The sequence below is a fragment of the Cribrihabitans marinus genome (genome assembly GCF_900109035.1).
In the GTDB taxonomy this organism is placed as follows: domain Bacteria; phylum Pseudomonadota; class Alphaproteobacteria; order Rhodobacterales; family Rhodobacteraceae; genus Cribrihabitans; species Cribrihabitans marinus.
On record NZ_FNYD01000002.1, the window covers coordinates 198,510 to 222,299 of the forward strand.

At 67.9% G+C, this 23,790-nt stretch carries 23 protein-coding genes; 14 read left to right on the plus strand and 9 right to left on the minus strand.

From position 1 onward, the window contains the following. Positions 1-183 precede the first annotated feature (183 nt). Entirely contained in the window at positions 184-702 is a 519-nt protein-coding gene (locus BMX57_RS03390) for a YHS domain-containing (seleno)protein (RefSeq protein WP_092362541.1), read from the plus strand. An 87-nt stretch (positions 703-789) separates the two neighbouring features. Here the strand turns inward: BMX57_RS03390 and BMX57_RS03395 are convergent, their stop codons facing one another. Further along, a complete protein-coding gene (locus BMX57_RS03395; RefSeq protein WP_092362543.1) occupies positions 790-1,368 on the minus strand; it encodes a GcrA family cell cycle regulator in 579 nt (192 codons plus the stop codon). A 135-nt stretch (positions 1,369-1,503) separates the two neighbouring features. Between BMX57_RS03395 and BMX57_RS03400 the strand changes: the two genes are divergently transcribed. Next, a complete protein-coding gene (locus tag BMX57_RS03400; protein WP_092362545.1) occupies positions 1,504-2,307 on the plus strand; it encodes an ABC transporter permease in 804 nt (267 codons plus the stop codon). On the opposite strand, the gene BMX57_RS03405 is transcribed toward BMX57_RS03400, so the two are convergent. Then, complete coding sequence (locus tag BMX57_RS03405; protein ID WP_092362547.1) at positions 2,289-3,200, minus strand: DMT family transporter; 912 nt, start codon at positions 3,198-3,200, stop codon at positions 2,289-2,291. The genes BMX57_RS03400 and BMX57_RS03405 overlap by 19 nt on opposite strands. A gap of 297 nt (positions 3,201-3,497) precedes the next feature. On the opposite strand from BMX57_RS03405, the gene BMX57_RS03410 reads away from it, so the two are divergent. The 3 genes from BMX57_RS03410 (at position 3,498) to BMX57_RS03420 (ending at position 7,501) form a co-directional block, all read left to right on the plus strand. Continuing rightward, positions 3,498-4,673, plus strand: coding sequence for an aspartate aminotransferase family protein (locus tag BMX57_RS03410; protein WP_092362549.1), 1,176 nt, complete (start codon positions 3,498-3,500; stop codon positions 4,671-4,673). A 76-nt stretch (positions 4,674-4,749) separates the two neighbouring features. Then, a complete protein-coding gene (gene argF, locus BMX57_RS03415) occupies positions 4,750-5,676 on the plus strand; it encodes an ornithine carbamoyltransferase (protein WP_092362551.1) in 927 nt (308 codons plus the stop codon). Positions 5,677-5,749: 73 nt separating this feature from the next. After that, positions 5,750-7,501 (plus strand): adenylate/guanylate cyclase domain-containing protein, encoded by a 1,752-nt coding sequence (locus BMX57_RS03420; protein ID WP_092362553.1) that lies wholly within the window; start codon positions 5,750-5,752, stop codon positions 7,499-7,501. A gap of 10 nt (positions 7,502-7,511) precedes the next feature. On the opposite strand, the gene BMX57_RS03425 is transcribed toward BMX57_RS03420, so the two are convergent. Continuing rightward, entirely contained in the window at positions 7,512-8,990 is a 1,479-nt protein-coding gene (locus tag BMX57_RS03425) for an inorganic phosphate transporter (RefSeq protein WP_092362555.1), read from the minus strand. Between the two features lie 87 nt (positions 8,991-9,077). Next, positions 9,078-9,536 (minus strand): NUDIX hydrolase, encoded by a 459-nt coding sequence (locus BMX57_RS03430; RefSeq protein ID WP_092362557.1) that lies wholly within the window; start codon positions 9,534-9,536, stop codon positions 9,078-9,080. A 164-nt stretch (positions 9,537-9,700) separates the two neighbouring features. Between BMX57_RS03430 and BMX57_RS03435 the strand changes: the two genes are divergently transcribed. After that, on the plus strand, positions 9,701-11,350 hold the full coding sequence (locus tag BMX57_RS03435; RefSeq protein ID WP_092363075.1) for a GMC family oxidoreductase: 1,650 nt from the start codon (positions 9,701-9,703) through the stop codon (positions 11,348-11,350). Positions 11,351-11,414: 64 nt separating this feature from the next. Here the strand turns inward: BMX57_RS03435 and hrpB are convergent, their stop codons facing one another. Then, a complete protein-coding gene (gene hrpB / locus BMX57_RS03440; RefSeq protein ID WP_092363077.1) occupies positions 11,415-13,868 on the minus strand; it encodes an ATP-dependent helicase HrpB in 2,454 nt (817 codons plus the stop codon). Positions 13,869-13,971: 103 nt separating this feature from the next. On the opposite strand from hrpB, the gene meaB reads away from it, so the two are divergent. The 4 genes from meaB (at position 13,972) to BMX57_RS03460 (ending at position 16,525) form a co-directional block, all read left to right on the plus strand. Beyond that, positions 13,972-14,949: a methylmalonyl Co-A mutase-associated GTPase MeaB gene (gene meaB / locus BMX57_RS03445; RefSeq protein ID WP_092362559.1), complete on the plus strand. Its 978-nt coding sequence runs from the start codon at positions 13,972-13,974 to the stop codon at positions 14,947-14,949. A gap of 237 nt (positions 14,950-15,186) precedes the next feature. Next, complete coding sequence (gene rpmB, locus BMX57_RS03450; RefSeq protein ID WP_092362561.1) at positions 15,187-15,477, plus strand: 50S ribosomal protein L28; 291 nt, start codon at positions 15,187-15,189, stop codon at positions 15,475-15,477. Positions 15,478-15,620: 143 nt separating this feature from the next. Continuing rightward, on the plus strand, positions 15,621-15,974 hold the full coding sequence (locus BMX57_RS20585) for a hypothetical protein (protein WP_177175373.1): 354 nt from the start codon (positions 15,621-15,623) through the stop codon (positions 15,972-15,974). 50 nt (positions 15,975-16,024) lie between these two features. Further along, complete coding sequence (locus BMX57_RS03460; RefSeq protein ID WP_092362563.1) at positions 16,025-16,525, plus strand: copper chaperone PCu(A)C; 501 nt, start codon at positions 16,025-16,027, stop codon at positions 16,523-16,525. A gap of 37 nt (positions 16,526-16,562) precedes the next feature. On the opposite strand, the gene BMX57_RS03465 is transcribed toward BMX57_RS03460, so the two are convergent. Further along, a complete protein-coding gene (locus BMX57_RS03465; protein ID WP_092362565.1) occupies positions 16,563-17,258 on the minus strand; it encodes an NAD-dependent deacylase in 696 nt (231 codons plus the stop codon). A 30-nt stretch (positions 17,259-17,288) separates the two neighbouring features. On the opposite strand from BMX57_RS03465, the gene BMX57_RS03470 reads away from it, so the two are divergent. Then, entirely contained in the window at positions 17,289-17,729 is a 441-nt protein-coding gene (locus tag BMX57_RS03470; protein ID WP_092362567.1) for a low molecular weight protein-tyrosine-phosphatase, read from the plus strand. Positions 17,730-17,865: 136 nt separating this feature from the next. On the opposite strand, the gene BMX57_RS03475 is transcribed toward BMX57_RS03470, so the two are convergent. Then, on the minus strand, positions 17,866-18,831 hold the full coding sequence (locus BMX57_RS03475) for a LysR family transcriptional regulator (RefSeq protein WP_092362569.1): 966 nt from the start codon (positions 18,829-18,831) through the stop codon (positions 17,866-17,868). 79 nt (positions 18,832-18,910) lie between these two features. Here BMX57_RS03475 and hisD point away from each other — a divergent pair, with 79 nt between their 5' ends. Beyond that, positions 18,911-20,218: a histidinol dehydrogenase gene (gene hisD, locus BMX57_RS03480; protein WP_092362571.1), complete on the plus strand. Its 1,308-nt coding sequence runs from the start codon at positions 18,911-18,913 to the stop codon at positions 20,216-20,218. Positions 20,219-20,290: 72 nt separating this feature from the next. Next, positions 20,291-20,968 carry a cysteate racemase gene (gene cuyB / locus BMX57_RS03485; protein WP_177175374.1) on the plus strand — a complete coding sequence of 226 codons (678 nt, stop codon included), beginning with the start codon at positions 20,291-20,293 and terminating at the stop codon, positions 20,966-20,968. A 10-nt stretch (positions 20,969-20,978) separates the two neighbouring features. Here cuyB and BMX57_RS03490 read toward each other — a convergent pair whose 3' ends face one another. Both BMX57_RS03490 and BMX57_RS03495 read right to left on the minus strand, forming a co-directional pair. Then, positions 20,979-21,302: a hypothetical protein gene (locus tag BMX57_RS03490; RefSeq protein WP_177175375.1), complete on the minus strand. Its 324-nt coding sequence runs from the start codon at positions 21,300-21,302 to the stop codon at positions 20,979-20,981. A gap of 178 nt (positions 21,303-21,480) precedes the next feature. Further along, positions 21,481-21,759: an acylphosphatase gene (locus BMX57_RS03495; RefSeq protein WP_092362575.1), complete on the minus strand. Its 279-nt coding sequence runs from the start codon at positions 21,757-21,759 to the stop codon at positions 21,481-21,483. A gap of 183 nt (positions 21,760-21,942) precedes the next feature. Between BMX57_RS03495 and lepA the strand changes: the two genes are divergently transcribed. After that, positions 21,943-23,742: a translation elongation factor 4 gene (gene lepA, locus BMX57_RS03500; RefSeq protein WP_092362577.1), complete on the plus strand. Its 1,800-nt coding sequence runs from the start codon at positions 21,943-21,945 to the stop codon at positions 23,740-23,742. The last annotated feature ends 48 nt before the right edge of the window (positions 23,743-23,790 follow it).

Sequence of the window (23,790 nt, forward strand, 5' to 3'; positions counted from 1 at the left end):
TCCTGCATGCATGCACAACCCTTGTTCACTGCAACATCCCGGCGCCGGCTTTCACGTTTTGGCCTCGCGCCGTCACAGCGGCGCGAGGCCCCCTACGAAATCGGATGCGGGTGCGTATTGTCTGAGGCGTGCCGGGCGCACCGGCAAGACATGGACCCAACCTGCACCAGAAGGAACTCCGAAATGAAACGATTTGCACTTGCCGTGGCCGCCGCTGCCACTTTCGCGCTGCCCGCGTTCGCCGGGCCGCAATTCGTCGACGAGACCGGATTTGCCGTATCGGGCTACGACGTCGTGTCGTATCGGTCGCTCGAGCAGGGTCCCTTGGGACAGTCCCAGCCGGAGCCGGCCAAGGGCCGGGCCGAAATCACCGCCGAGTGGAACGGCGCCACCTGGGCCTTCGCGAGCGAGGAGAACCGGGCTGAGTTTCTGTCCGACCCCGAACGCTATGCGCCGCAATATGACGGGCACTGTGCCTATGGCGTGTCCAAGGGCGGCAAGGTCCCGGGCAACCCGACGCTCTGGCGGATCGTCGATGACAAGCTGTATCTGAACATCACCAAGAACGTCGTCGGTTTCTGGGAAGAGGACATTCCCGGCAATATCGACCTGGCCCAGGGCAACTGGCCGGGGATCGAGGACAACGACGCTTCGAACAGCACGATTCCCAATTTCTCGTCGCAGGCACCGGTTCAGAACTGAGCCGCAGTTCCGGGGGCCGCCCACAAGAAGAAAACCCGCGCCAGTCCGGCGCGGGTTTCATTTTGTTCGGATGGGGCGCAGGTCACCTCAGCGCCGGCGATCCTTGCGCGAGCTCATCGGCTGGAACGCCACACCCACATGCGCCTCGCAATAGGGCTTGCCCTGCTGCACCGGCAGGCCGCAGAACCAGAAGTTCTCGGTCGCCGGATCGCCGACGGGCCATTTGCAGGTGCGCTCGGTCAGTTCCATCAGCGACAGTTTCTTTGCCTTCTTTTCGATCTCGTTCACCTTTGCCAGGGCTTCGGGGCTGATCTCGTTGGCCGAGGGTTGCGGCGGCAGGGGCTGACCGGCCGGAATGATCTGCTTGCGCGCGGGCGCGGCCGGCTTGGCCTCGGCCGCCGCCGGTGCGGCGGCGCCTGCCGGGCGTGCCGGCTCGGTCTTGGGGCCGGGTTTGGGCTTGGCCTCGGCCTTGGGCGCGGGCTTCTCCTTTGCCTCCGCCTTGGCCGGAGCGGCGCCGGCATTGCGGTTCGACAGGCCCAGCCGATGCACCTTGCCGATCACCGCGTTGCGGGTGACGCCGCCCAGCTCCTTGGCGATCTGGCTGGCCGACTGGCCCTCGCCCCACATTTTCTTGAGCAGTTCGACACGCTCGTCTGTCCAGGACATGGCTTGCCTTTCAAAAAGCGGGAAAGCGGCCGCGCGCGACGGCCGCCTTCTGAATTTCTCGTCTGCCCTATTTTAATCACTGGCCGAGGAGTTACAAGGCGTCTTGAGACGGGAAACAACGCGGGAGACGGGCAGATGGACGGCATGACACCACCGGGCGAACGCCGCTTCGGACAGGTCAACTGGATGGGCCTCTACACGCTGGCCCAGCGCGAGACGCTGCGGTTCCTGGTGGTCTGGACCCAGACCCTGCTGGCGCCGCTGGTGACGGCGGGCCTGTTCCTGCTGATCTTCTCGATTGCCATCGGCCCCACACGGGGCGACGTGATGGGCGTCGATTTCCTGACCTTCCTGGCCCCCGGCATCCTGATGATGACGGTGATCCAGAACGCCTTTGCCAACACCTCCTCTTCGGTGGTGATCGCCAAGGTGCAGGGCAATATCGTCGACACGCTGATGCCGCCGCTCTCGGCCGCCGAGATCCTGCTGGGCTATCTGGCCGGCGGGGTCGCGCGGGGGCTCATGGTGGCGCTGGCGATTGCCGCGGCAATGGCGCTGGGGCTGGGGATCGTGCCGCAGCACCCTGCTCTTGCCCTGGTCTTCGTCATCCTGGGCGGCGCCTTTATGGGCGCGGTGGGGCTGGTCGCGGGGATCTTCGCCAACAAGTTCGACCAGATGGCGGCGATCACGAATTTCATCGTCACGCCGCTGGCCTTCCTGTCGGGCACGTTCTACTCGGTCGAGGCCTTGCCGCCGGTTCTGAACCGCATCACCCATGTCAACCCGGTCTTCTACCTGATCGACGGTCTGCGCCACGGCATGATCGGGGTCTCGGACAGCTCGCCCTGGCTGGGCCTGGCTGTCTGCACCTTCGCCACCGCGGCGGTCTGCGCGCTGGCCTGGGAGATGCTGCGGCGCGGCTACCGGCTCAAGGCCTGAGGCGGCATCGGCCGGCGTCCCTGACGCGCCTCGCGCCAGGCCAGCAGCAATGCACCGGCAAGGATGATGCCGGCGCCGGTCAGGCTGATCGCGTCCGGCACCACGCCGAAGGCGCCGAAATCGTAGAGTGTGGCGAAGATCAGCGTGGCATAGCTGAACGGCGCCACGAAGGAGGCATCGGCGCGCGCCATGCCGTTCACGAAACAGGCCTGCGCGCAGGCCATCAACAGGCCAACTCCGGCCAGCGCCGCCCACTGCTCCTGTGTCGGCGTCTGCCAGACGGCCAGAACGGCCAGGCTGGAAATGACGACGCCCAGGCCATTGTTGACCAGCAGGATCTGCAACGGGCCCTCGCGGCCCGACAGTTTCTTGATGAAGATCAGTTCCATCCCCATGACACAGGCCGCCGCCAGCGCCAGCATTGCCGCGGGCTGGAAGCTGGCCGGGGTCGGTCTCAGCAGGATCAGCGCGCCGCTCAGCGCGATGGCGGCGGCCAGCCAGCGCACCGGCCCGACCCGCTCGCCCAGAAGCGGGATCGCCAGAAGCATCGCGATCACCGGGTTCAGGAAGGTGATCGCGGTGGCGTCGGTCATCGGGATATGCGCCACCGAGGCGAACATCAGCGTCACACCGCCCCAGCCGAAGGCGGTGCGGCCCATGTGCAGGCCCCAATGCGGGCGGGACAGTCGCGGGCGCATCGCCGCCACGGTGGCGGTGATCGCGAGGAAGGCAAAGACGAAGCGACCGTGGCTGACCTGCATCGGATGCAACGCCGGACCCAGTGCCTCGGTGCCCAGAGCCTTGGCCAGGAGCGTCGTGGCGGCGATGAAGGCGGTCGCGGCCAGGATGAACCCCGCGGCCAGAACCGGGTTTTGCGCTTGCGGCTTGAACATGCGGCCAAGCGGTGCCGGATCGCCGCATCCTTGGCAAGCGATTTCGCAGACAGGCGGCGCCGCACCCGTATTGGCGATCCGGGCTGCTCATTTGGGCTTTGCAAGCGGCAAATCCTCCGCTATGGAACCGCCCATGATCAAACCCGCGCATATCTTTGCCCGCCGACGTCGCCGCTGACGCGCGCCGCCTCGCCGTTTGATCCCGGTGCCCGGCTCTGGGTCCACACCTCGCACATCGTTGACGAAACGCGCCCTGTGAGGCACTCACAAGGCTTACCGCCCGAAAAGGATGATCCGATGATCCCGTCCGTTCTGCCCACCTATAACCGTGCACCGCTCAGCTTCGAACGGGGCGAGGGAAGCTGGCTGATCGAGGCGGACGGGCGACGCTTTCTTGATCTCGGCGCGGGCATCGCGGTGAACGCGCTGGGCCATGCCCACCCGGCGCTGGTGCAAGCGCTGACCGATCAGGCCGGGGCGCTCTGGCACGTCTCCAACCTCTACCAGATCCCGCAGCAGCAGGCCTTGGCCGACAGGCTGGTCGAACACAGCTTTGCCGACACGGTGTTTTTCACCAATTCCGGCACCGAGGCCTGCGAACTGGCGGTCAAGATGGCGCGCAAGCACTTCTTCGACAAGGGACAGCCCGAGCGGGTCGAGATCCTCACCTATGACGGGGCCTTCCACGGCCGCTCTTCGGCCGGCATCGCCGCCGCCGGGTCCGAGAAGATGACCCGGGGCTTCGGCCCGACCCTGCCGGGCTTCGTGCATCTGACCTGGGCCGATCACGACGCCACAGCGGCCGCGATCACCGAGCGCACGGCGGCGATCCTGATCGAGCCGGTGCAGGGCGAAGGCGGCATCCGGGTGCTGCCCGACCAGTGCCTCAAGGGCTTGCGCGACCTCTGCGACCAGCATGGCATCCTGCTGATCCTGGACGAAGTGCAATGCGGTGTCGGCCGCACCGGGCGCCTTTTCGCCCATGAATGGGCAGGCGTGACCCCCGACATCATGATGGTCGCCAAGGGCATCGGCGGCGGTTTCCCGCTGGGCGCGGTGCTGGCCACCGAGGCCGCCGCCGCCGGCATGACCGCGGGCACCCATGGCTCGACCTATGGCGGCAACCCGCTGGGCTGCGCGGTGGGCTGTGCGGTGATCGACCACGTGGCCGATCCGGCGTTCCTGGCCGAGGTGAACCGCAAGGCAGGCCTCCTGCGCCAGAAACTGGAGGGGCTGGTCGGCGCGCATCCGGACATCTTCGAAGAGGTGCGCGGCACTGGCCTGATGCTCGGTCTCAAATGCAAGCCGGCCAACACGGATGTTGTCTCTGCGGGCTATGCCAACCAGCTCATCACCGTGCCCGCCGCCGACAACGTGATCCGCCTTCTGCCGCCGCTCACCATCACCGAGGACGACATCGCCGAGGCGCTGGACCGTCTCGACCGGACAGCCCGGCAGGTCAAGGCGGCCTGATCTTCACCGTTTTGAAAATACTCCGGGGGTGTGGGGGTTGGCCCCCACTCCCGCCCAAGACAAGAAGCGACATGCCATGAATCATTTTCTCGACATCCACAAGACCGACGCCGGCGCGCTCCGGACGATGATCGACCAGGCCGCGGCCATGAAACAGGCCCGCCGGGACCGCCCCAAGGGCGCACCGGACGACACGCAGCCGCTTGCCGGCCACATGGTGGCGCTGATCTTCGAGAAGCCCTCGACCCGCACCCGCGTCAGCTTCGACGTGGGTGTGCGGCAGATGGGCGGGCAGACCATGGTTCTGTCGGGCAGCGACATGCAACTGGGACACGGCGAGACCATCGCCGACACCGCCCGCGTGCTCAGCCGCTATGTCGACCTGATCATGATCCGCACCTTCGACGAGGCGGTGCTGACCGAAATGGCCGAATATGCCGACGTGCCGGTGATCAACGGGCTGACCGACCGGACCCATCCCTGCCAGATCATGGCCGACGTGCTGACCTATGAAGAGCATCGCGGACCGATTGCCGGCAAGAAGGTGGTCTGGACCGGTGACGGCAACAATGTCTGTTCCTCCTTCCTGCATGCCGCCGGCCAGTTCGGGTTCGACATGACCTTCACCGGCCCGGCGCAGTTCGACCCCGAGGAGGAATTCGTGGGCCTGGCCCGCTCGAAAGGCTCCAGAGTGGTGATCGAGCGCGATGCGGCCCGCGCGGTCGAGGGTGCCGATCTGGTGGTGGCCGACACCTGGGTGTCGATGCATGACGCGCAATCGGCCAAGGAACGCCGCCACAACATGCTGCGCCCCTACCAGGTCAATGCCGAGCTGATGGCCCATGCCAAGCCAGACGCGCTGTTCATGCACTGCCTGCCCGCACATCGCGAGGAGGAGGCGACATCCGAGGTCATGGACGGCCCCAACTCGGTGATCTTCGACGAGGCCGAAAACCGCCTGCACGCGCAGAAGGCGATCATGCGCTGGTGCCTGGGCGTCTGAACCGGGCCGCCTGCATCTGTCCAGACAGAGAAAGCTGCGCCATACTGGTCGGATTCCGGGACCGGAGGCGCGTTTGGACCGCAAGCTCACAACGATCATGGTGGTCGACCTTTGCGGCTTCACCAGGCTGACTGCCCGGGACGAAGAAGGCACGATCGCGCGCCTGCGCGCATTGCGGGCGGACTTGATCGACCCGGTTGTCGCAGATTGCGGCGGTCGCATTGTCAAATCGCTGGGCGATGGCATTCTGGCCGAGTTCACTTCGCCTGTGGCCGCTGCGCGCTGTGCGCTGACTGTGCAGGACCAGGTTGGTGAACGAGAGGTCGATCAGACAGACGACGATCGCTTCAGCCTGCGTGTCGGACTCCACCTGGGTGACATCGTGATCGAGGGCGACGACATTCTGGGTGATGCCGTTAACCTGGCCAAGCGGGTCGAGGGGCTTGCCGAGCCCGGGGGCATCTGTGTCACAAGGGCGGTGCGAGACCAGATCAGCGGCAAGATCCCGGCTCGGACGGTGCCAATGGGCGCCCAGCGGATTCGAAACCTGCCGGATCCGGTGGAAATCTGGAAACTCGAGCCTGCCGGGACAGCCCAACCTGCCCGGGCCACCGCCACTGCCCAACTCGGGCAGCCGCCGACGCTGGCAGTCCTTCCGTTTTCCGAACTGGGTCCGGATACGGGTGATTTTCTCGCAGACGGCGTCGTGGAGGAGATCACCGCAGCGTTGAGCCAAGTACGGAGTTTCGTGGTGATCGCGCGCCAATCGGCTTTTGCGCTTGGCAACGAGATTGGCGACGTGCGGGACGTCGGCCGCAAGCTGGGAGCCCGCTACATCGTGACTGGATCGGTGCGACGCAGCGGCGACCGTCTGCGGGTGATGGTGCAGCTTTCCGATGCGAAAAGCGGCGCGCAACTGACGAGTGCGCGGTACGACGACCGGTTGGCCGATCTGTTTGCCCTGGAGGACCGGATCGCGTCCCAGGTGGCCGGCGCAATATCCCCCTCGGTTCTTTCCTCTGAAATTGCCGCGGCGCGGGCTTTGCCGCCGGCTGATCGGGATGCCTATGGGCTTGTGATGAGCGCCTATCCCCATTTCTGGACACATTCGTCGCACGAGAATGATCGCGCCATCGAATTGCTGAGCCTGGCTTTGGAGCGGAATCCGAACGAGATGCGGGCCCGTGCCTTGCGTGCCTGGGCCTACGCGCAGCGGGCCTGCTACATGTGGTCCAATGAGCCCCTGGAGTCGCGCACGGCGGCGTTGGCCGACGCTGACGCCGCAGTGGTCGCCGCGGGCGATCATGCGCCCTCCCTGGTTGCGATAAGTGCGGCGATCTCGATGACCTCGCTCGAGGTCGATCGCGCCGAGCGCATCCTTGATCGCGCGCAGGGTCTAAATCCGAATTCGGCCTGGGGCTGGATGAGAAAAGGCTGGATATCGATCTATCGTGGGCAACCGAAGGAAGCGATCGAACAATTTGATCGCGCAGAGCTGTTGAGCCCGCGTGACCCGTTCCTGTTCAACATGGATTTCGGGCGCGGCTTCGCTTGTGGACTGCTGGAGGATTTCGATCAAGGCGCGCACTGGTTCAACCGCGGGCTCTCCGCCGGGCCAGCGGCGAGTTGGGTCTATCGCGACCTGGCGAGCCTTCACGCTCGGGCCGGGCGAAAGGCCGAGGCCGAGGCGGCGCTTGAATCGTTGCGGGGAGCCTATCCAGATCTGACCATCAAGCGGATCGAGAACAGCATGCCGCCCGCTGTGTTTGACCGCCATACCGGTTTTTTCGACGGCTTGCGCAGCGCTGGCATCCCCGAAGGCTGATCGCCGATCGTCAGGTCGTCACCGCATTCAGCAGCCAAAAGATCATTGCCGAAATCAGCGCTGCGGCCGGTACCGTGATCACCCAGGCAGCGACGATGGTCATGAAATGCGACCGGCGCACCAGCTTGCGGCGCTGGCGCTCTTCGCGCGCCAGGCGCTTGCCGGTCTTGTCCGGCGACCTCCCGCGGGACGAGTTGGACAGCCATTCGCGGTAGAAGCCGACACCGAACACCGCGCCGACCGCGATATGGGTCGAGCTGACCGGCAGGCCCAGCCAGCTGGCCACGATCACGGTGATGGCTGCCGACAGCGCCACGCAATAGGCCCGCATCGGGTTCAGCTTGGTGATCTGGCTGCCGACCATGCGGATCAGCTTGGGCCCGAACAGGAACAGGCCGAAGGAGATGCCGAACGCGCCGATGACCATGACCCATTCCGGGATCGCAACCTTGGCCGCCACGTCGCCATGCTGCGTGGCATGCACGATGGCCGCCAGCGGCCCCACCGCGTTGGCCACATCGTTGGCGCCATGCGCAAAACTCAGCAGCGCAGCCGAGATCACCAGCGGCAGGCGGAACAACACCTTGAGCGACCGGGACCGGTTCTCGAGCCCATCGGATTGCCGCTTGACCAGCGGTCGGGTCACCGCCCAGGCCGCCAGCCCGGCCGCCAGCCCGATCAGAAGCGCCGGCCCGGTGGCGATCTCGACGATCCGTTTGAGGCCCTTCACCGCCAGATAGGCCGAAAACACGCCCGCCATCAGCCCGACCAGCACCGGCACCCAGACGCGGGCGGCGGCGATCTTGTCGCCGCGGTTCTCGATCCGGTTCCGGATCAGCGCCAGCAGAAGGGCGGCGAAGACGCCCCCCAGCACCGGCGAGATGACCCAGCTGGCGGCAATCGCCGACATGGTGGCCCAGTTCACCGCCGAGAACCCGGCCGCGGCCACGCCGGCGCCCATCACCCCGCCCACGACCGAATGGGTGGTCGAGACCGGCGCGCCGATCCAGGTCGCCAGGTTCACCCAGAGCGCCGAGGAGATAAGCGCCGCCATCATCGCCCAGACGAAGACCTGGGTCTGCGCCACCGAGGCGGGGTCGATGATCCCCTTGGAAATGGTCGAGACCACGTCGCCGCCCGCCAGCAGGGCGCCGGCGCTTTCGGCCAGCGCGGCGATCGCGATGGCGCCGCCCATGGTCAGAGCGTTGGCGCCGACCGCCGGTCCCATGTTGTTGGCCACGTCGTTGGCGCCGATATTGATCGCCATGTAGGCGCCGAAGGCGGCCGCCGCGACCACCACCAGCCCGCCCGGTTCCGACCCCAGGAAGACAGCCGCGCCGAGGGCCGCCAGCACCATGAAGGCAAGCGCGATGCCCGGTGCGACCAATGGGCGGGCGACATAGGTGGTCGCCATCTCGACGCGCGAGATGCGCTTGAGGTCGCGGTCAAGCGTCTTCCACTTGTTGCCTTGTTGCGTGCCGTCGGTCATGGCGGATCTGTTCCGGTCGAACTGTCGGCGCCCGCCCTATCGCCCCGGCATGCCCTTGGCAAGCGTGCGCCCCGGACTCGGGCCGGCCTAGATGCTCTGCAGAAGCTGCCGCAGATGCGGCTCGCGCACCAGTTCGGCCGCGCGGTGCGGTCGCATCCAGCGCCGCTTGCGCTCATGGGCTTCGGGGTAGTCGGAGACCAGCCCGTCCACATCGACGCGATAGACCGTTGTTTCGACCGGCAATGGTGTGCCGCTGTCGAGGATCTTGTCGTAGAAATAGAGGCCCACCGGCTCGGGCCGGATCCTGGCTCGTTTGACCCCGGCCTCTTCCCAGGCTTCCTGCAACGCGCTTTCGGGTCCGCTCTTGCCGTCCACGGGCCATCCCTTGGGCAGGATCCAGCGGCCGCTGCCGCGCGAGGTGATCAGCAGAACCTCGGTTCCGTCTCGCCGGTCGCGGGTGCACAGCGCCGCGACCTGAACCGCGCGCGGGCGCAGCACCATCGGGCGCACGACCTCGCGCCAGGTCCTCAGAAACGTTTCTGTCATGCCATCCTGCCCGGGGCATCCCGTTGTTGATATCGCCGTCTGGGTTGCGACGAATTGTCATCAACATAGGGCTTTTCCTGAAGATGTTCAACATTCTGGCCGTCGCGGCGCCCGAATGGCGCGTCCGCCGTTGCAATGGTGCAGGTGATCGGCAATCTGGTGCGATGCCACGCGCCGCCCCAGACAGACCCGCACCGGATGCTTCGGACGCCACCGAGGGGGCGGAGGAATACGACTATGTCATCGTCGGCGGCGGCACCGCGGGGTGCGTGCTGGCCAACCGCCTCAGCGCCGATCCCGCCTGCCGCGTGCTCTTGCTGGAGGCGGGCGGGTCGGACCGCTACCACTGGGTGCAGATCCCGGTCGGGTATCTCTATTGCATCGGCAACCCGCGCGTGGACTGGATGATGAAGACCGCGCCCGAGCCGGGCCTGGGCGGGCGCAGCCTGGTCTATCCGCGGGGCAAGGTGCTGGGCGGGTGCAGTTCGATCAACGGCATGATCTACATGCGCGGGCAGGCGGCCGATTACGATGGCTGGCGCCAGATGGGCAATACCGGCTGGGGCTGGGACGACGTGCTGCCGTATTTCCGCCGGTCCGAGGCGCATCATGCCGGTGAAACGCCTCTGCATGGCGCAGATGGCGAGTGGCCCGTCTCGACGCAGCGTGTCGGCTGGGACATTCTGCGCGCGGTGCAGGCCGGCGCCGCCGAGTTCGGCTGGCACCCGACCGACGATTTCAACGCCGGCAGCAACGAGGGCACGGGCTTCTTCGAGGTCAACCAGAGGCGCGGGCTGCGCTGGAACACGACCCGGGCCTTCCTGCGGCCGGCGATGAGGCGGCGCAACCTGCGGGTTCTGACCGGGGCGTTGACCGAGCGGCTGCTGCTCGACGGGCGGCGGGTGACCGGTGTCGCCTATCGCCACCGGGGCAGGGCGCGCCTGGCCCTGGCGCGGGCCGAGGTCCTGCTGGCGGCCGGGGCGATCAACTCGCCGAAACTCCTGGAGCTGTCGGGCATCGGCCAGCCCGACCGGCTTGCAGCCCTGGGTATCGCGCCACGCCACGACCTGCCCGGCGTGGGCGAGAACCTGCAGGACCACCTGCAAATCCGCACGGTATTCAAGGTCTCCGGCACCACGACCCTTAACGAGTTGTCGCACAGCATGACGGCGCGTCTTCGCATGGCCGCGCAATTCGCCCTCACCCGTTCGGGGCCGCTGTCCATGGCGCCCAGCCAGTTCGGCATGTTCACCCGGTCCGATCCGGCACTGGCCACGCCGGATCTGGAATACCACGTTCAGCCGCTTTCGACCGATCGGCTGGGCGATCCGCTGCACCGGTTTCCGGCGATCACCGTGTCGGTCTGCAACCTGCGGCCCGAAAGCGTCGGCCATTGCCACATCACACGCAACGATGCGGACCCGCAGCCGGAGATCGTTCTGAACTACCTCAGCGCGCCGCGCGACCGGCAGGTGACCGTCACCGCGATCCGGCAGGCCCGCCGGCTGATGACCGCCCGCGCCCTGGCGCGCCATGAGCCGCGGGAGTTCCTGCCCGGCCCGAAGGTGCAGTCCGAAGCCGAACTGGTCGAGGCGGCGGGCCGCATCGCCACCACGATCTTTCACCCGGTCGGCACCTGCAAGATGGGGCAGGACCGGTCCGCGGTGGTCGCCCCGGATCTCAGGGTTCACGGGCTGGGCGGGCTGCGCGTGGTCGATGCCTCGATCATGCCGCGGATCGTGTCGGGCAACACCGCCTCGCCGGTCATCATGATCGCCGAAAAGGCTGCCGACATGATCCTCGGCCGGGACTGAGGCATCCGCTGCCTTTCATCGTTCCGGCAAATACTCCCGCCGGAGGCATTCCCGGCCGCCACGCTCAACCGCGCCGGGGCTTGGCGCGCAGGGTTGGATCGGCTTTTGTCGGGTCCTCGGGCCAGGGGTGCTTGGGGTATTGCGCGCGCATGTCCTTGCGCACATCCGCATAGGACCCGGCCCAGAATCCCGGCAGGTCGCGGGTGATCTGGATCGGCCGCTGCGCCGGCGACAGCAAGGTCACCTTGAGCGGAACCCCGGCCACGACCGGATGGCGCGTGACCCCGAACATCTCCTGCAGCCGCACCGAAATCTCCGGCACGGCGTGGTCATAGTCGATGGCCACCCGCCGCCCCAGCGGGGTCTCGAAATGGGCGGGCGCGCGGGCGTCCAGCTCCTGCATCTGGGTCCAGCTCAACCGGGCCCGCAGCGCCGGCAGCGGATCGAACCGCCGCCAGTCCTCGGCGCTGCGCAGGCCGTCCAGCATCGGCAGCAGCCAGTCCTCGATTGTGGACACCAATCCCTCGGTCGAGAAATCCGGCAGATCCGCGCCGGCTGTACGCACCAGTTCGACCCGTGCGGCCAGCCGCGCCGCGGGGCCTGTCAGCCGCAGGCCCAGGTCGCGCACGCCGTCCAGCATCGCCTCGGCCACGCGCGCGGGCGGCACATCCTTCCAGATCCGGTCGTCCAGCGTGATCGCGCCCAGCCGCTCCTGCCGCCGCGCCACCACCCGGCGGTCGCGCTTCGACCAGGCGCAGACCTCGAAGCTTTCGATCCGGTCGGCGAACAGCGCACGGATCTCGCCCTCGGTGATCTGTGCGGCCAGCCGCAGCTTGGCCTCGCGCGGATTGCCGTCAGTGTCCAGCGCGACAAGGTAGGGCGCGCCCGCGAGCGTGTCGTCCGGCTCCAGCATGGCGCCCTTGCCGCCTGACAGCACGAAGCGCGGCGCATCGCCCTTGCGGCGCTGCCCGATGCGGTCGGGATAGGCCAGCGCCACCAGCGCCGCGTCGCTTGCGCCCGCCATGTCGCCGGAGGGGACCTGCGCCCGCAACCGTTTTGCCTCGGCCCGCGCGCGGTCCAGCGCCGCCGGGTTCACATCATAGGGCCGCCGGCGGCGAAAACCGCCCGGATCGCGCAGCGCCTCGAGCCGCAGCGACAGGTCCGCGGGTGCGCCGCGCAGGGGATCGCGTTCGGCCAGCAGCGCGGCCAGCGGCGCGGCCGCAGCACCGCCCCGGACCAGCATATGCGCCAGCCGGGGATGCAGGGGCAGGGCGGCCATGGCGCGCCCATGTGCGGTGATCCGCGCCTTGTCGTCCAGCGCGCCCAGCATCCGCAACAAGGTGCGCGCTTCCTCCATCGCGGCATCCGGCGGCGGCGTCAGAAAGGGCAGCTCTCCGGGCGCGGCGCCCCAGAGCGCCAGTTCCAGCGCCAACCCGGTCAGGTCCGCCGCCTCGATCTCGGCCGGTGGAAAGGCGGCCAGCGCGCCCTCCTCGCCGCGTGACCAGAGGCGATAGCAGAAGCCCGGTGCAACCCGGCCCGCGCGGCCCGTCCTCTGCGTCGCCTCGGCCCGCGTCACCCGCTCGGTCACCAGCCGCGACAGGCCCGAGCCGGGATCGAAGCGCGACCGCCGTGCAAGCCCCATGTCGACCACGACGCGGACATCCTCGATGGTCAGCGAGGTTTCGGCAATCGACGTGGCCAGGACCACCTTGCGCCCCTCGCCGTCCGGGGCGATCGCGGCGCGCTGTGCCGCGAAGGGCAGCGCGCCGAAGAGAGGGCGCAGGCGGCACGTGGCGGGCAAGCGACCGGAGAGCGCCGCCTCGGCGCGACGGATCTCACCCTCGCCGGGCAGAAAGACCAGGAGGCCGCCGCCGGTGTCGCGGCTCTCGCGCTCGGCCCGCAACACCAGGTCGACCAGGGCGTCAAGACGGCGGGCCTGCGCGCCCAGCGGCCGGTCCTGCCAGCGCGTCTCGACCGGAAAGGCGCGGCCTTCCGAGGTGATCAGCGGCGCGGCCATCAGCTCGGCCACCGGCCCGGCATCCAGTGTGGCCGACATCGCCACCAGGAACAGGTCGTCGCGCAGCGCACCAGCCACTTCGAGGCTCAGAGCCAGGCCCAGATCCGCATTGAGCGAGCGTTCGTGGAACTCGTCGAAGATCACTGCACCAATGCCGGGCAGGTCGGGCTCGGACTGCAGCATCCGGGTCAGGATGCCCTCGGTCACGACCTCGATCCTCGTGGCGCGCGTGACTTTTCTTTCGCCCCGGATCCGATACCCCACCGTCTCGCCGGCGCGTTCACCCAGCGTTTCGGCCATGCGCTCGGCCGCGGCCCGCGCCGCCAGCCGCCTCGGCTCCAGCATCACGATCCGCCCCGGTGTCAGCCCGGCCGCCAGCATCGCCAGCGGCACCCGCGTGGTCTTGCCCGCACCCGGCGGGGCCTGCAACACCGCGCGCCCGCCACTGCGCAGGGCATCCAGCAGGGCCGGCAGGGCCTCGTCTATCGGCAATCGCTCCATCGCGGTGTTATGGCCAATGGTCGCACGGCAGTCCACCTCCGGCCGCCTCTGGACATTTACGCCCCGGCAACATCATCTATGCGCCGAATCCGAGAGGGGCCGCATGGACACCACACAGCTTGCCGACCGTATCCTGACCGGCGACCGCCGCGCGCTGTCCCGCGCCATCACTCTGGTCGAAAGTCGGCGCGAGGATCACCGGCAGCAGGCGGCCGAACTGCTCGACCAACTGGCCGGAAGCGGGCGGCAGGCGCTGCGCATCGGCCTGTCGGGCACGCCCGGCGTGGGCAAGTCCACCTTCATCGAAAGCTTCGGCATGATGCTGATTGGGCAGGGGCTGCGGGTGGCTGTCCTGGCGGTTGATCCCAGCTCGGCGCGCTCCGGCGGCTCGATCCTGGGCGACAAGACCCGGATGGAACAGCTGGGCCGCGAGCCGGCCGCCTATATCCGCCCCTCGCCCAGCCAGACGCATCTGGGCGGCGTCGCGCGCCGCACCCGCGAGGCGGTGGCGCTGTGCGAGGCGGCCGGGTTCGACGTGGTGCTGATCGAGACCGTGGGAGTCGGGCAGTCGGAGACCGTGGTCGCCGAGATGTCCGACCTCTTCGTGCTGCTGCTGGCGCCCGCCGGCGGAGACGAGCTGCAGGGGGTCAAGCGCGGGATCATGGAGATGGCCGACCTGATCCTGGTCAACAAGGCCGATGGCGACCTCAAATCCGCGGCCAACCGCACCTGCGCCGACTATACCGGAGCGCTGCGCCTGCTGCGCAAGCGGCCGCAGGATCCCCAGGGTTTCCCCAAGGCGCTGGCGATCTCTGCGGTCGAGACCGATGGCCTGACCGACGCCTGGTCCGAGATGCAGACGCTGGCGGAATGGCGCCGCGAAAACGGTTTCTGGGACCGCGCCCGCGCCGAACAGGCCCGCTTCTGGTTCGAGCGCGAATTGCGCGCCGCTCTGCTGGCGCGGCTGGACACCCCCGCCGCCCGGGCCGAGATGGACCGTCTGGGGCGCGATGTGGCCGAGGGCCGGATCGGCCCCGCGATCGCGGCGCAACAGATGCTGGACAAGCTCGATTCCGCCTGACGCGGGCGTCCGCGGGTCCTTTCACTGTTCGGCCAAATACTCCCGCCGGAGGCATGGCCCGACAGGGCCATTCCCGGCGCCGCGCTGGCCGGCAAAGAATCCCGGAAGGTCGGCTTGACCCCGCCTGCGATTCCCACTAAAGCCACCGAACCAGTTTTCGGGCGCGACCTTGGTGCGCGCCCCTTGTGATTTGGCAGGTGGCCACGCCGCCGCCGCATGAAACAAAGGAAGAAACCCATGTCGCGCCGTTGCGAACTGACCGGAAAAGGCCCGATGACTGGCAACAATGTCAGCCACGCCAACAACAAGACCAAACGTCGTTTCCTGCCCAACCTGAACGACGTGACGCTGCAGTCGGAAACCCTCAAGCGTGGCATCAAGCTGCGCATCTCGGCTTCGGCGCTGCGCTCGGTGGATCACCGCGGCGGGCTCGACGCCTACCTGGCCAAGGCCAAGGACGAGGACCTGTCGGCAGCCGCGCTGAAGGTCAAGAAAGAGATCGCCAAGGCGCAAGCCGCCGAGGCCTGATCCGAGCTGGATCGTTCGAACCCGACCCCGTGCCGCCGGCGCGGGGTTTTTTGCTGCCCGGTCGCAGCCCGGATATGCCCGTGGCAATCGGCTGCACCGGGGTGCCGCCGTCTTGCGGGGGGTCCCGGCCGGTGATCTAACCGATGGCGATGCAAGAGATCCTGCGCCAAGCCCTCGCCCTGGTCCTGAGCGGCCTGCTGGTCCTGACCGGCCAGGGGGTTGCGGCGTCGCGCGGGGTCGGCGCCGCGGTCGGGCAGGTCGATCTCTGCACCGGGTCCGACCCGGTGATGGTCCATGTCGATGCCGAGGGGCAGCCGACCCGCGCGCCGCATTTCTGTCCGGACCGGGCGCTTGCGCTGCTTGGCGCGGTCCTGAGCGCGCCACCCGACCTTTCGCACCCGCCCGGCCGGGTGTCGCCTCGGCCCGGGATCCGGAGCAGCGAGCAGATCGTTCCCGTCGTCTCCACCCCGTCCGCGCGGGCGCCGCCTCTCGTCTGAAGTTCCGAGTTTCGACATTCAAGCGACAACAGACTACGACGGAGAGAGACATGTCGTTCAAATCCATGCTTCTGGCCGCCTGCGCCAGCCTGACCCTTGCCGGCGCGGCCCTGGCCGGGAACGCCATCGAGATCGAAGATGCCTATGCCCGGTCCTCGGGCGCCAACGCCAAGGCCGGCGCGGCCTTCATGGTCCTCGACAACACCGGTGACGAGGATGACCGGCTGATCGCCGTGCGCTCGGACGTTGCTGCCCGGGTCGAGCTGCACACGCACAAGGACATGGGCGACGGGGTGATGAAGATGATGGAGGTCGAGGACGGTTTCGTCATCCCTGCCGGCGGCAGCCACGCGCTGGCGCGCGGCGGCGATCACGTGATGTTCATGGGGCTCAAGCAGCCCTTCGAACAGGGGGCGATGCTGCCGGTCACGCTGGTCTTCGAAAAGGCCGGCGAACACGAGATCGAGATCCCCGTGGACCTGGAGCGCAAGGCCGGTCACGGCATGACTTCCGGCGACATCAAACGCGGTGAGACCGAGCCTGACTCCTGACCGATCAGCGTGCGGCCGGGCCACACCCGGCCGCCGCTCACAGCCCGGCCAGCAGGTCGTCCACCCAGGCGGGCACGACGCGGCCGGCCGGCCCGGTCCGCACGTCGTCGAAGCCGTGGCTCAGCTCCGAGGGCTCGAGGTTCAGCTCGACGGTGCGCGCCCCGGCGGCGCGGGCGTCCTGCACGAAGGCGGCGGCGGGATAGACCTGGCCCGACGTGCCGATGGCGGCAAACAGGCCCGCGCCCGCCAGATGGTCATAGATGTCGTCCATGAAATACGGCATCTCGCCGAACCACACCACGTCCGGACGCGCCTCGGGCGCATCGCAGGCGGGGCAGGGATGGCCCGGCGCCATCTCGTCGGGAGCGGGCCAGCGGTGTCCGCAGGCCGCACAGAGCGCACCCGCCAAGGTTCCGTGCATGTGGAGCACGCCCCGCGCGCCGCCCGCCTCGTGCAGGCCGTCGACATTCTGCGTGACGATCACCACCTCGGCCGGCCAGTCCCGTTGCAGCCGGGCCAGCGCCTTGTGGGCCGGATTGGGCTGTGCCGTCGCGGCCTGCTTGCGCCGGGCGTTGTAGAACCCGTGCACCAATCCGGGATCCCGGGCGAACCCCTCGGGCGTGGCCACGTCCTCGATCGCGTGGCGGGCCCAAAGGCCGCCCGCGTCACGGAACGTGCCCAGCCCGCTTTCGGCCGAGATCCCGGCACCGGTCAGAATGACGATCTTTTGCATTGGCACGCTCCCGATATATGTAGTCCGCGCATGACCCATCGAATCCTGTTTGTCTGTCTTGGTAATATCTGCCGCTCGCCCGCGGCCGAAGGCGTTTTTCGCGCCCTCATGCCCGAGGCGCGGTGCGACAGCGCCGGAACATCGGGCTGGCATGACGGTGACCCGCCCTATGGTCCGATGCAGGCCGCCGCAAGGGCCCGCGGTATCGACCTGTCGGACCTGCGCGCGCGGCGCTTCGTGGCGCAGGATTTCAAGCGGTTCGACCTGATCGTCGTGATGGACGAGGATAACCGGGCCGCGGTCGAGGCGTTGCGTCCCGCCGGCAATCCCGCGCCCGTGCGCCTCTTTACCAGCTTCGCCCCGGCCGCCGGGGCAAGCCATGTGCCGGACCCCTACTACACCAGGGATTTTGACGGTGTGCTGGACCTGATCGAGCTTGCGGCGCAGGGGCTGAAGGCGGAACTGGTTTAAGCAAAGCCAAAACCGGCAATCCCTGTTGCGGAAACTCCGGCACCGGCCTTGCCCGCCGGCCGCGCGGCAGGCTGACTGGCGTTGTTCAGACACGAGCCGCACCATGTCATCACCCTGTTATCCGACGCCGCGCCCTTCAGGGGTCGAGCACGCGCAACTGCCCGCTCAGCCAGGGCAGGCGGGCGATGGCCGGCTCGATCATCTGGGCCTGGGCCAGCCGTCGCACCATGCGGGCAACGTCGGTGGGCACCCGGTCCGCCCAGTCGGCCCCTGCGAACAGCGAGATGGTGCGCGCGAAGCTGGCGAAGGGCAGGGCGTGGGCGTCGATCTGGTCGTGGAACCGCGCCGCCCGCACATAGCCCAGCGGCGTCGTCACCGCCCAGCCCACGCGCCGCGCGACCATCGCCATCAGCGCCAGGTGCGAGCCGATCTCGAACCGTTCCTCGAAAGCCAGCTTCTGCCGGGCCAGATGCGCTTCGATCTGGCGGCTGATCAGCTGTTCCTTGGCGTAGCGCAGAAGCGGCAGCGCCTGCAGGTCGACCATGTCCGGCGCAGCGGCCCCGAACGCGCCCTTGGGCGACACCAGGATGAACGGATCCCGGATCAGCGGATATTCGACCACCCCGCCCAGCACCTCGCCCGAGGCCGCGCTGACACCGAGTTGCAGGCGCTGGCTGCGCACGGCCTCGATCACGTCATAGCTGGACGCGGTGACCAGCTTGAACCGGCATTGCGTCAGGCTGTCGGCCAGCAGCGTGGCCAGACGCGGCGTCAGGTCGTTGTCGAAATCGTCGATCATGCCGATCGACAACGTGCGCAGGTGGCTCAGGTCCATCACCGTGATTTCGCTCTGCGCCAGCCGCAATTCGCGCAGCACTGCGCGGGTGCGGGCCATGAAGCTGCGACCGGCCGGCGTCAGGGTCATCGGGCGGCGCCCGTGATCGACCAGGTCGGTCCCAAGGGCGCGCTCCAGGTTGCGCACCTGCTGGCTGACGGCCGGTTGGCTCAGGCCAGTCAGGTCCGCCGCCTGCGCCACCGAACCGGTCTCGGCCAGGGCCTCGAACACTTCGAGACCGCGCAGGGTCATTCCCTTGGTCAGCATGGTGCGCACCTCTCGCAGTTTTACCTTTTGTTAAACTCTGTGACCGCTCGGTCAAGCAATCCAGCAATGGAATCGGTTCATGCCTGTTGAATACCTGAAGACCGCGCCCGGCCTTCCGCCCGAACCGCAAGGCGATACCGCCGATATCGTGCAGCTGATGCTGGCCCGTTTGCGGCTGGAGGGGGAGGCGGCCGCGCGGGACTATGCCACACGGCTGGACGGCTGGACCGGCGAGATCGTGGTGCCGCCCGAGGTGGTCGCGTTGGCCGCGGCGCAGGTTCCCGAGGATCTGCGGGCGCAGATCGATTATGCCCATGACAACATCCGCCGTTTCGCCGAGGCGCAGCGCGCGTCGGCACAGGACTTCGAGCTGGAATTGCGGCCCGGACTGGTCACCGGCCAACGCCAGATCCCGCTGGGATGTGCCGGCTGCTACGTGCCCGGCGGGCGCTATGCGCATATCGCCTCGGCGCTGATGACGATCACTACCGCGCGCGCTGCCGGCGTGCCGAATGTGATCGCCTGCTCGCCGCCGCGGCCGGGGCAGGGCATTCACCCGGCGATCCTATACGCGATGTCGCTGGCCGGGGCGGACCGGGTGCTGGCCCTGGGCGGCGTGCAGGGGATGGCGGCGATGGCGCAGGGACTGTTCGGCGGGCCGCCTGCCGATATCCTTGTCGGACCCGGCAACCAGTTCGTGGCCGAGGCGAAGCGGCAGCTGTTCGGCCCGGTGGGCATCGACATGGTTGCCGGCCCCACCGACTCGATGGTGGTGGCCGACGCGACCGCGGACCCCGAAACGCTGGCCTGGGATCTGGTCGGGCAGGCGGAGCACGGGTACAACTCGCCGGTCTGGATGATCACCGACTCCCGGGCGCTGGCGCAGGCCGTCATGGACCGGATCCCGGGATGCATCGAGCAACTGCCCGAGCCGAACCGGGCCAGCGCACACGCCGCCTGGGACGGCCTGGGCGAGGTGATGCTGGCCGCCGACCGCGAAGAGATGGCCGCCACCGCCGACGCATATGCGCCCGAGCACCTGCATGTTCAGGCTGCCGACCTCGCCTGGTGGCGCAATCGGCTGACCGCCTATGGCTCGCTGTTTCTGGGGGCCGAGACGACGGTGGCTTTCGGCGACAAGGCCGCCGGGCCGAACCATGTCCTGCCCACCTCGGGCGCGGCGCGCTACACCGGTGGGCTGAGCGCGCACAAGTTCCTCAAGACCGTCACCTGGCAACGCGCCGCGCCCCAGGCCGTGCCCGACCTGGCCCGTGCCACCGCCGCGATCTCGCGCGCGGAGGGCATGGAAGGTCACGCCCGCACCGCCGACATTCGGCTTGCCAAAGCGGCGCCGGCAGTCAAACTGGCCATTGAGGGGCAGGGATAGACGCAGGATGGCAACAGGTCCGACCACGAGGCCGCGCGGCGCGGCACCGACCTGCGGGGCGGCGCGGGTCTGATGCGGGCGGTGGGCATCCTTGGCGGCATGGGACCCGAGGCGACCATCCTGCTGATGCAGAAGGTGCTGGCGGCTGTGCCGGCCCGCGACGATGCCGATCACGTGCCGCTGATCGTGCACCAGAACCCCCAGGTGCCCAGCCGCATCGCCGCCCTGATCCAGGGCACCGGCGACGATCCCGGCCCGGTCCTGGCCGCTATGGCGGGCGACCTCGAACGCGCCGGCGCACGGGCGCTGGCGATGCCCTGCAACACCGCGCATCACTATGCGGATGCGGTGCGTGCGGCCACAGGCCTGCCGTTCCTGGACATGCTGGAGTTGACCGCCGCGCATCTCGCGGGCCAGGGCGCGCGGCGGATCGGCCTGCTGGCCTCGCCGGCCGTGCGCCTGACCGGGGTCTTCGATCCGTCCTTCGCGGCGCATGACCTTCGCGCGGAGTTCCCTCGGGATGACAGCGCGGTGCTGGCCCTGATCCGGGCGGTCAAGGCGGGGCAGGCCGCGGATGCCGCGATCCTGATGCGCGAGGCGCGGGCGTTGATACAGGCGGGGTGCGAGCAGGTGCTGATCGCCTGCACCGAACTGTCGCTGTCCGCGCAGGAACTGCCCGCCGATATCCACTGGACCGACAGCCTGGACTGCTTGGCACACGCGATCGTGGCCTTTGCCGCCGGCGACTGAGCGCGGCGGTTCAGCGGCAGACGGCTTGCGCCAATTCTCCGAACGCCTCGTAGCGCTTCCAGAACCGCTCGTCGTTGCCGCGATCCGACATCTTGATTTCCTGCGCGCGGTGCGGGTCCGAGAAGAACCGCGCCGCCTTGCGCCGCTCGGACCGGTTCAAGGTCTGGTTGGCAACGCGCTGGATGCAGCGGCACAGCCGGGGGGTGGCCGCCGGCCGGTCCGAGATTCGGCACGCCCGGCTGATCTCGCCGGTTGCCGCCTGCGCCGGCGGGGCGGGGACCAAGGCGGCCGTCAGGGCCGCGCAGAGCACAAGGGTGGAAATCCGCTTCAACATGGGTCTGACGCCTCATATGCCTGCCAGGGGTTCGATGCCCCCGTTTGTTGTGGCGCGGAGTATGGCCGAGCAAGCGGCCGCGATCAATTGCCAAGCGATGCCGGGGCCGCGGATTTCGCATAATGTGCGCGGCAGGCCGCAGAGGTTGTGGCCAGCTGAAACACCCTGGCCGCGGCCCTCAGCGCCGCACCTCGAAGCCCGCGTCCTCGACCGGCGCGCCGGGTTGCGTCTCGATCGTATCGACCCGCGCGCCGCCCGGCCCTTGCCACATCCGGCGCAGCATTTCGTCGACCTGCGCCGCCGGTCCGCAGAGCACCGCCGAAACCGACCCGTCGCGCTCGTTGCGCACCCAGCCGCGCAGGCCCAGTTTCTGCGCCTCGGCCCGTGTCCAACCGCGATACCAGACGCCCTGGACCCGGCCGGTGATCTGGACGCTGACGGACTTCTCGTCGCTCATTGGGGCGCTCCGTTTCTCGCATTCTCCATCCTAGCTGCAACAGCCCGGATTGTCTGTGCCGCCCCGGCATCAGTGTGTGCCGGTCCCTCGCCCGCCGGTATCATCCGCAGCGGCAGACATATGATGCGGTGAAGCCTCGCGGCCCATTGACCGCGACCCGTTTCCGCAGCATATCCCCATCCCATGACAGACCTCGCCCATATCCGCAATTTCTCGATCGTCGCCCATATCGACCACGGCAAGTCCACGCTTGCCGACCGGCTGATCCAGGCCACGAACACCGTGTCCGAACGCGACATGAAGGAACAGCTGCTCGACGCGATGGACATCGAGCGGGAACGCGGCATCACCATCAAGGCCAACACCGTGCGCATCGACTATGTGGCCGATGACGGCGAGACCTATGTGCTGAACCTGATCGACACGCCGGGCCATGTCGACTTCGCCTATGAGGTCAGCCGCTCCATGCGCGCGGTCGAGGGCTCGCTGCTGGTGGTGGATTCCACCCAAGGGGTCGAGGCGCAGACGTTGGCCAATGTCTACCAGGCCATCGACGCGGATCACGAGATCGTGCCGGTCCTGAACAAGATCGACCTGCCCGCCAGCGATTGCGACCGCGTGGCCGAGCAGATCGAGGACGTGATCGGCATCGAAGCCACCGACGCCATCCAGGTCAGCGCCAAGACCGGAATCGGCATCCGCGAGACGCTCGAGGCGATCATCCACCGCCTGCCGCCGCCGCAGGGCACGCTGGACGCGCCGCTCAAGGCGATGCTGGTCGACAGCTGGTATGACGCCTATCTCGGTGTCATTGTCCTGGTCCGCATCATGGACGGCACGCTCAAGAAGGGCATGCGCGTCAAGTTCATGTCCAATGGCACCCTGCACAATGTCGACCGTGTGGGTGTGTTCCGCCCCGGCATGCAGATGGTCGACAGCCTGGGCCCCGGCGAGATCGGCTTTCTCACCGCCTCGATCAAGCAGGTGCGCGACACCCGCGTGGGCGACACGATCACCACCGACAAGCACGGCGCCGAGACGCCGTTGCCCGGCTTCAACCCGTCGGTGCCGGTGGTGTTCTGCGGCCTGTTCCCGGTGGATTCGGCCGAGTTCGAGGATCTGCGCGACGCGATCGAGAAACTGGCGCTGAACGACGCCTCGTTCAGCTACGAGATGGAGACCTCGGCCGCGCTCGGCTTCGGTTTCCGCTGCGGCTTCCTGGGCCTGCTGCATCTCGAGGTGATCCGCGACCGGATCGAGCGGGAATACGATATCGACCTGATCACCACCGCGCCTTCGGTGATCTATCACGTGTATATGCGCGATGGCGAGATGCGCGAGCTGCACAACCCCGCCGACATGCCCGACCTGACCCATGTGGACCATATCGAGGAGCCGCGCATCAAGGCCACCATCCTGGTGCCGGACGAGTTCCTGGGCGACGTGCTGAAGCTCTGCCAGGACCGGCGCGGCATCCAGGAGGATCTGACCTATGCCGGCCAGCGCGCGATGGTGGTCTATGACCTGCCGCTGAACGAGGTTGTGTTCGACTTCTACGACCGGCTGAAATCGGTCACCAAGGGCTATGCCAGCTTCGACTACCACCTCACCGGCTATCGCGCCGACAACCTGGTCAAGATGCAGGTGCTGGTGAATGACGAACCGGTCGATGCGCTGTCCACCATGGTCCACCGTGACCGGGCCGAGATGCGGGGCCGGGCGATGTGCGAAAAACTCAAGGACCTGATCCCGCGCCACATGTTCAAGATCCCGATCCAGGCGGCCATCGGTGGCAAGGTCATTGCCCGCGAAACCCTCTCGGCGCTGCGCAAGGACGTGACGGCGAAATGCTATGGCGGGGATGCCACGCGAAAGCGGAAACTGCTGGACAAGCAGAAGGCCGGCAAGAAGAAGATGCGCCAGTTCGGGAAGGTGGACATTCCCCAGGAGGCGTTCATTTCCGCCCTCAAGATGGACTCCTAGTCCATCTTGAGTGCGAGTGGGCGAAAGCGGTTGGCGCAGCCAGCAAGC

What these genes read in the sequence shown, in the direction of transcription:
- BMX57_RS03390 (WP_092362541.1), top strand. Translation starts at nt 184, where the DNA reads ATGAAACGATTTGCACTTGCCGTGGCCGCCGCTGCCACTTTCGCGCTG.
- BMX57_RS03395 (WP_092362543.1), bottom strand. Translation starts at nt 1,368, where the DNA reads ATGTCCTGGACAGACGAGCGTGTCGAACTGCTCAAGAAAATGTGGGGC.
- BMX57_RS03400 (WP_092362545.1), top strand. Translation starts at nt 1,504, where the DNA reads ATGGACGGCATGACACCACCGGGCGAACGCCGCTTCGGACAGGTCAAC.
- BMX57_RS03405 (WP_092362547.1), bottom strand. Translation starts at nt 3,200, where the DNA reads ATGTTCAAGCCGCAAGCGCAAAACCCGGTTCTGGCCGCGGGGTTCATC.
- BMX57_RS03410 (WP_092362549.1), top strand. Translation starts at nt 3,498, where the DNA reads ATGATCCCGTCCGTTCTGCCCACCTATAACCGTGCACCGCTCAGCTTC.
- argF (WP_092362551.1), top strand. Translation starts at nt 4,750, where the DNA reads ATGAATCATTTTCTCGACATCCACAAGACCGACGCCGGCGCGCTCCGG.
- BMX57_RS03425 (WP_092362555.1), bottom strand. Translation starts at nt 8,990, where the DNA reads ATGACCGACGGCACGCAACAAGGCAACAAGTGGAAGACGCTTGACCGC.
- BMX57_RS03430 (WP_092362557.1), bottom strand. Translation starts at nt 9,536, where the DNA reads ATGACAGAAACGTTTCTGAGGACCTGGCGCGAGGTCGTGCGCCCGATG.
- BMX57_RS03435 (WP_092363075.1), top strand. Translation starts at nt 9,701, where the DNA reads ATGCCACGCGCCGCCCCAGACAGACCCGCACCGGATGCTTCGGACGCC.
- hrpB (WP_092363077.1), bottom strand. Translation starts at nt 13,868, where the DNA reads ATGGAGCGATTGCCGATAGACGAGGCCCTGCCGGCCCTGCTGGATGCC.
- meaB (WP_092362559.1), top strand. Translation starts at nt 13,972, where the DNA reads ATGGACACCACACAGCTTGCCGACCGTATCCTGACCGGCGACCGCCGC.
- rpmB (WP_092362561.1), top strand. Translation starts at nt 15,187, where the DNA reads ATGTCGCGCCGTTGCGAACTGACCGGAAAAGGCCCGATGACTGGCAAC.
- BMX57_RS20585 (WP_177175373.1), top strand. Translation starts at nt 15,621, where the DNA reads ATGGCGATGCAAGAGATCCTGCGCCAAGCCCTCGCCCTGGTCCTGAGC.
- BMX57_RS03460 (WP_092362563.1), top strand. Translation starts at nt 16,025, where the DNA reads ATGTCGTTCAAATCCATGCTTCTGGCCGCCTGCGCCAGCCTGACCCTT.
- BMX57_RS03465 (WP_092362565.1), bottom strand. Translation starts at nt 17,258, where the DNA reads ATGCAAAAGATCGTCATTCTGACCGGTGCCGGGATCTCGGCCGAAAGC.
- BMX57_RS03470 (WP_092362567.1), top strand. Translation starts at nt 17,289, where the DNA reads ATGACCCATCGAATCCTGTTTGTCTGTCTTGGTAATATCTGCCGCTCG.
- BMX57_RS03475 (WP_092362569.1), bottom strand. Translation starts at nt 18,831, where the DNA reads ATGCTGACCAAGGGAATGACCCTGCGCGGTCTCGAAGTGTTCGAGGCC.
- hisD (WP_092362571.1), top strand. Translation starts at nt 18,911, where the DNA reads ATGCCTGTTGAATACCTGAAGACCGCGCCCGGCCTTCCGCCCGAACCG.
- cuyB (WP_177175374.1), top strand. Translation starts at nt 20,291, where the DNA reads ATGCGGGCGGTGGGCATCCTTGGCGGCATGGGACCCGAGGCGACCATC.
- BMX57_RS03490 (WP_177175375.1), bottom strand. Translation starts at nt 21,302, where the DNA reads ATGTTGAAGCGGATTTCCACCCTTGTGCTCTGCGCGGCCCTGACGGCC.
- BMX57_RS03495 (WP_092362575.1), bottom strand. Translation starts at nt 21,759, where the DNA reads ATGAGCGACGAGAAGTCCGTCAGCGTCCAGATCACCGGCCGGGTCCAG.
- lepA (WP_092362577.1), top strand. Translation starts at nt 21,943, where the DNA reads ATGACAGACCTCGCCCATATCCGCAATTTCTCGATCGTCGCCCATATC.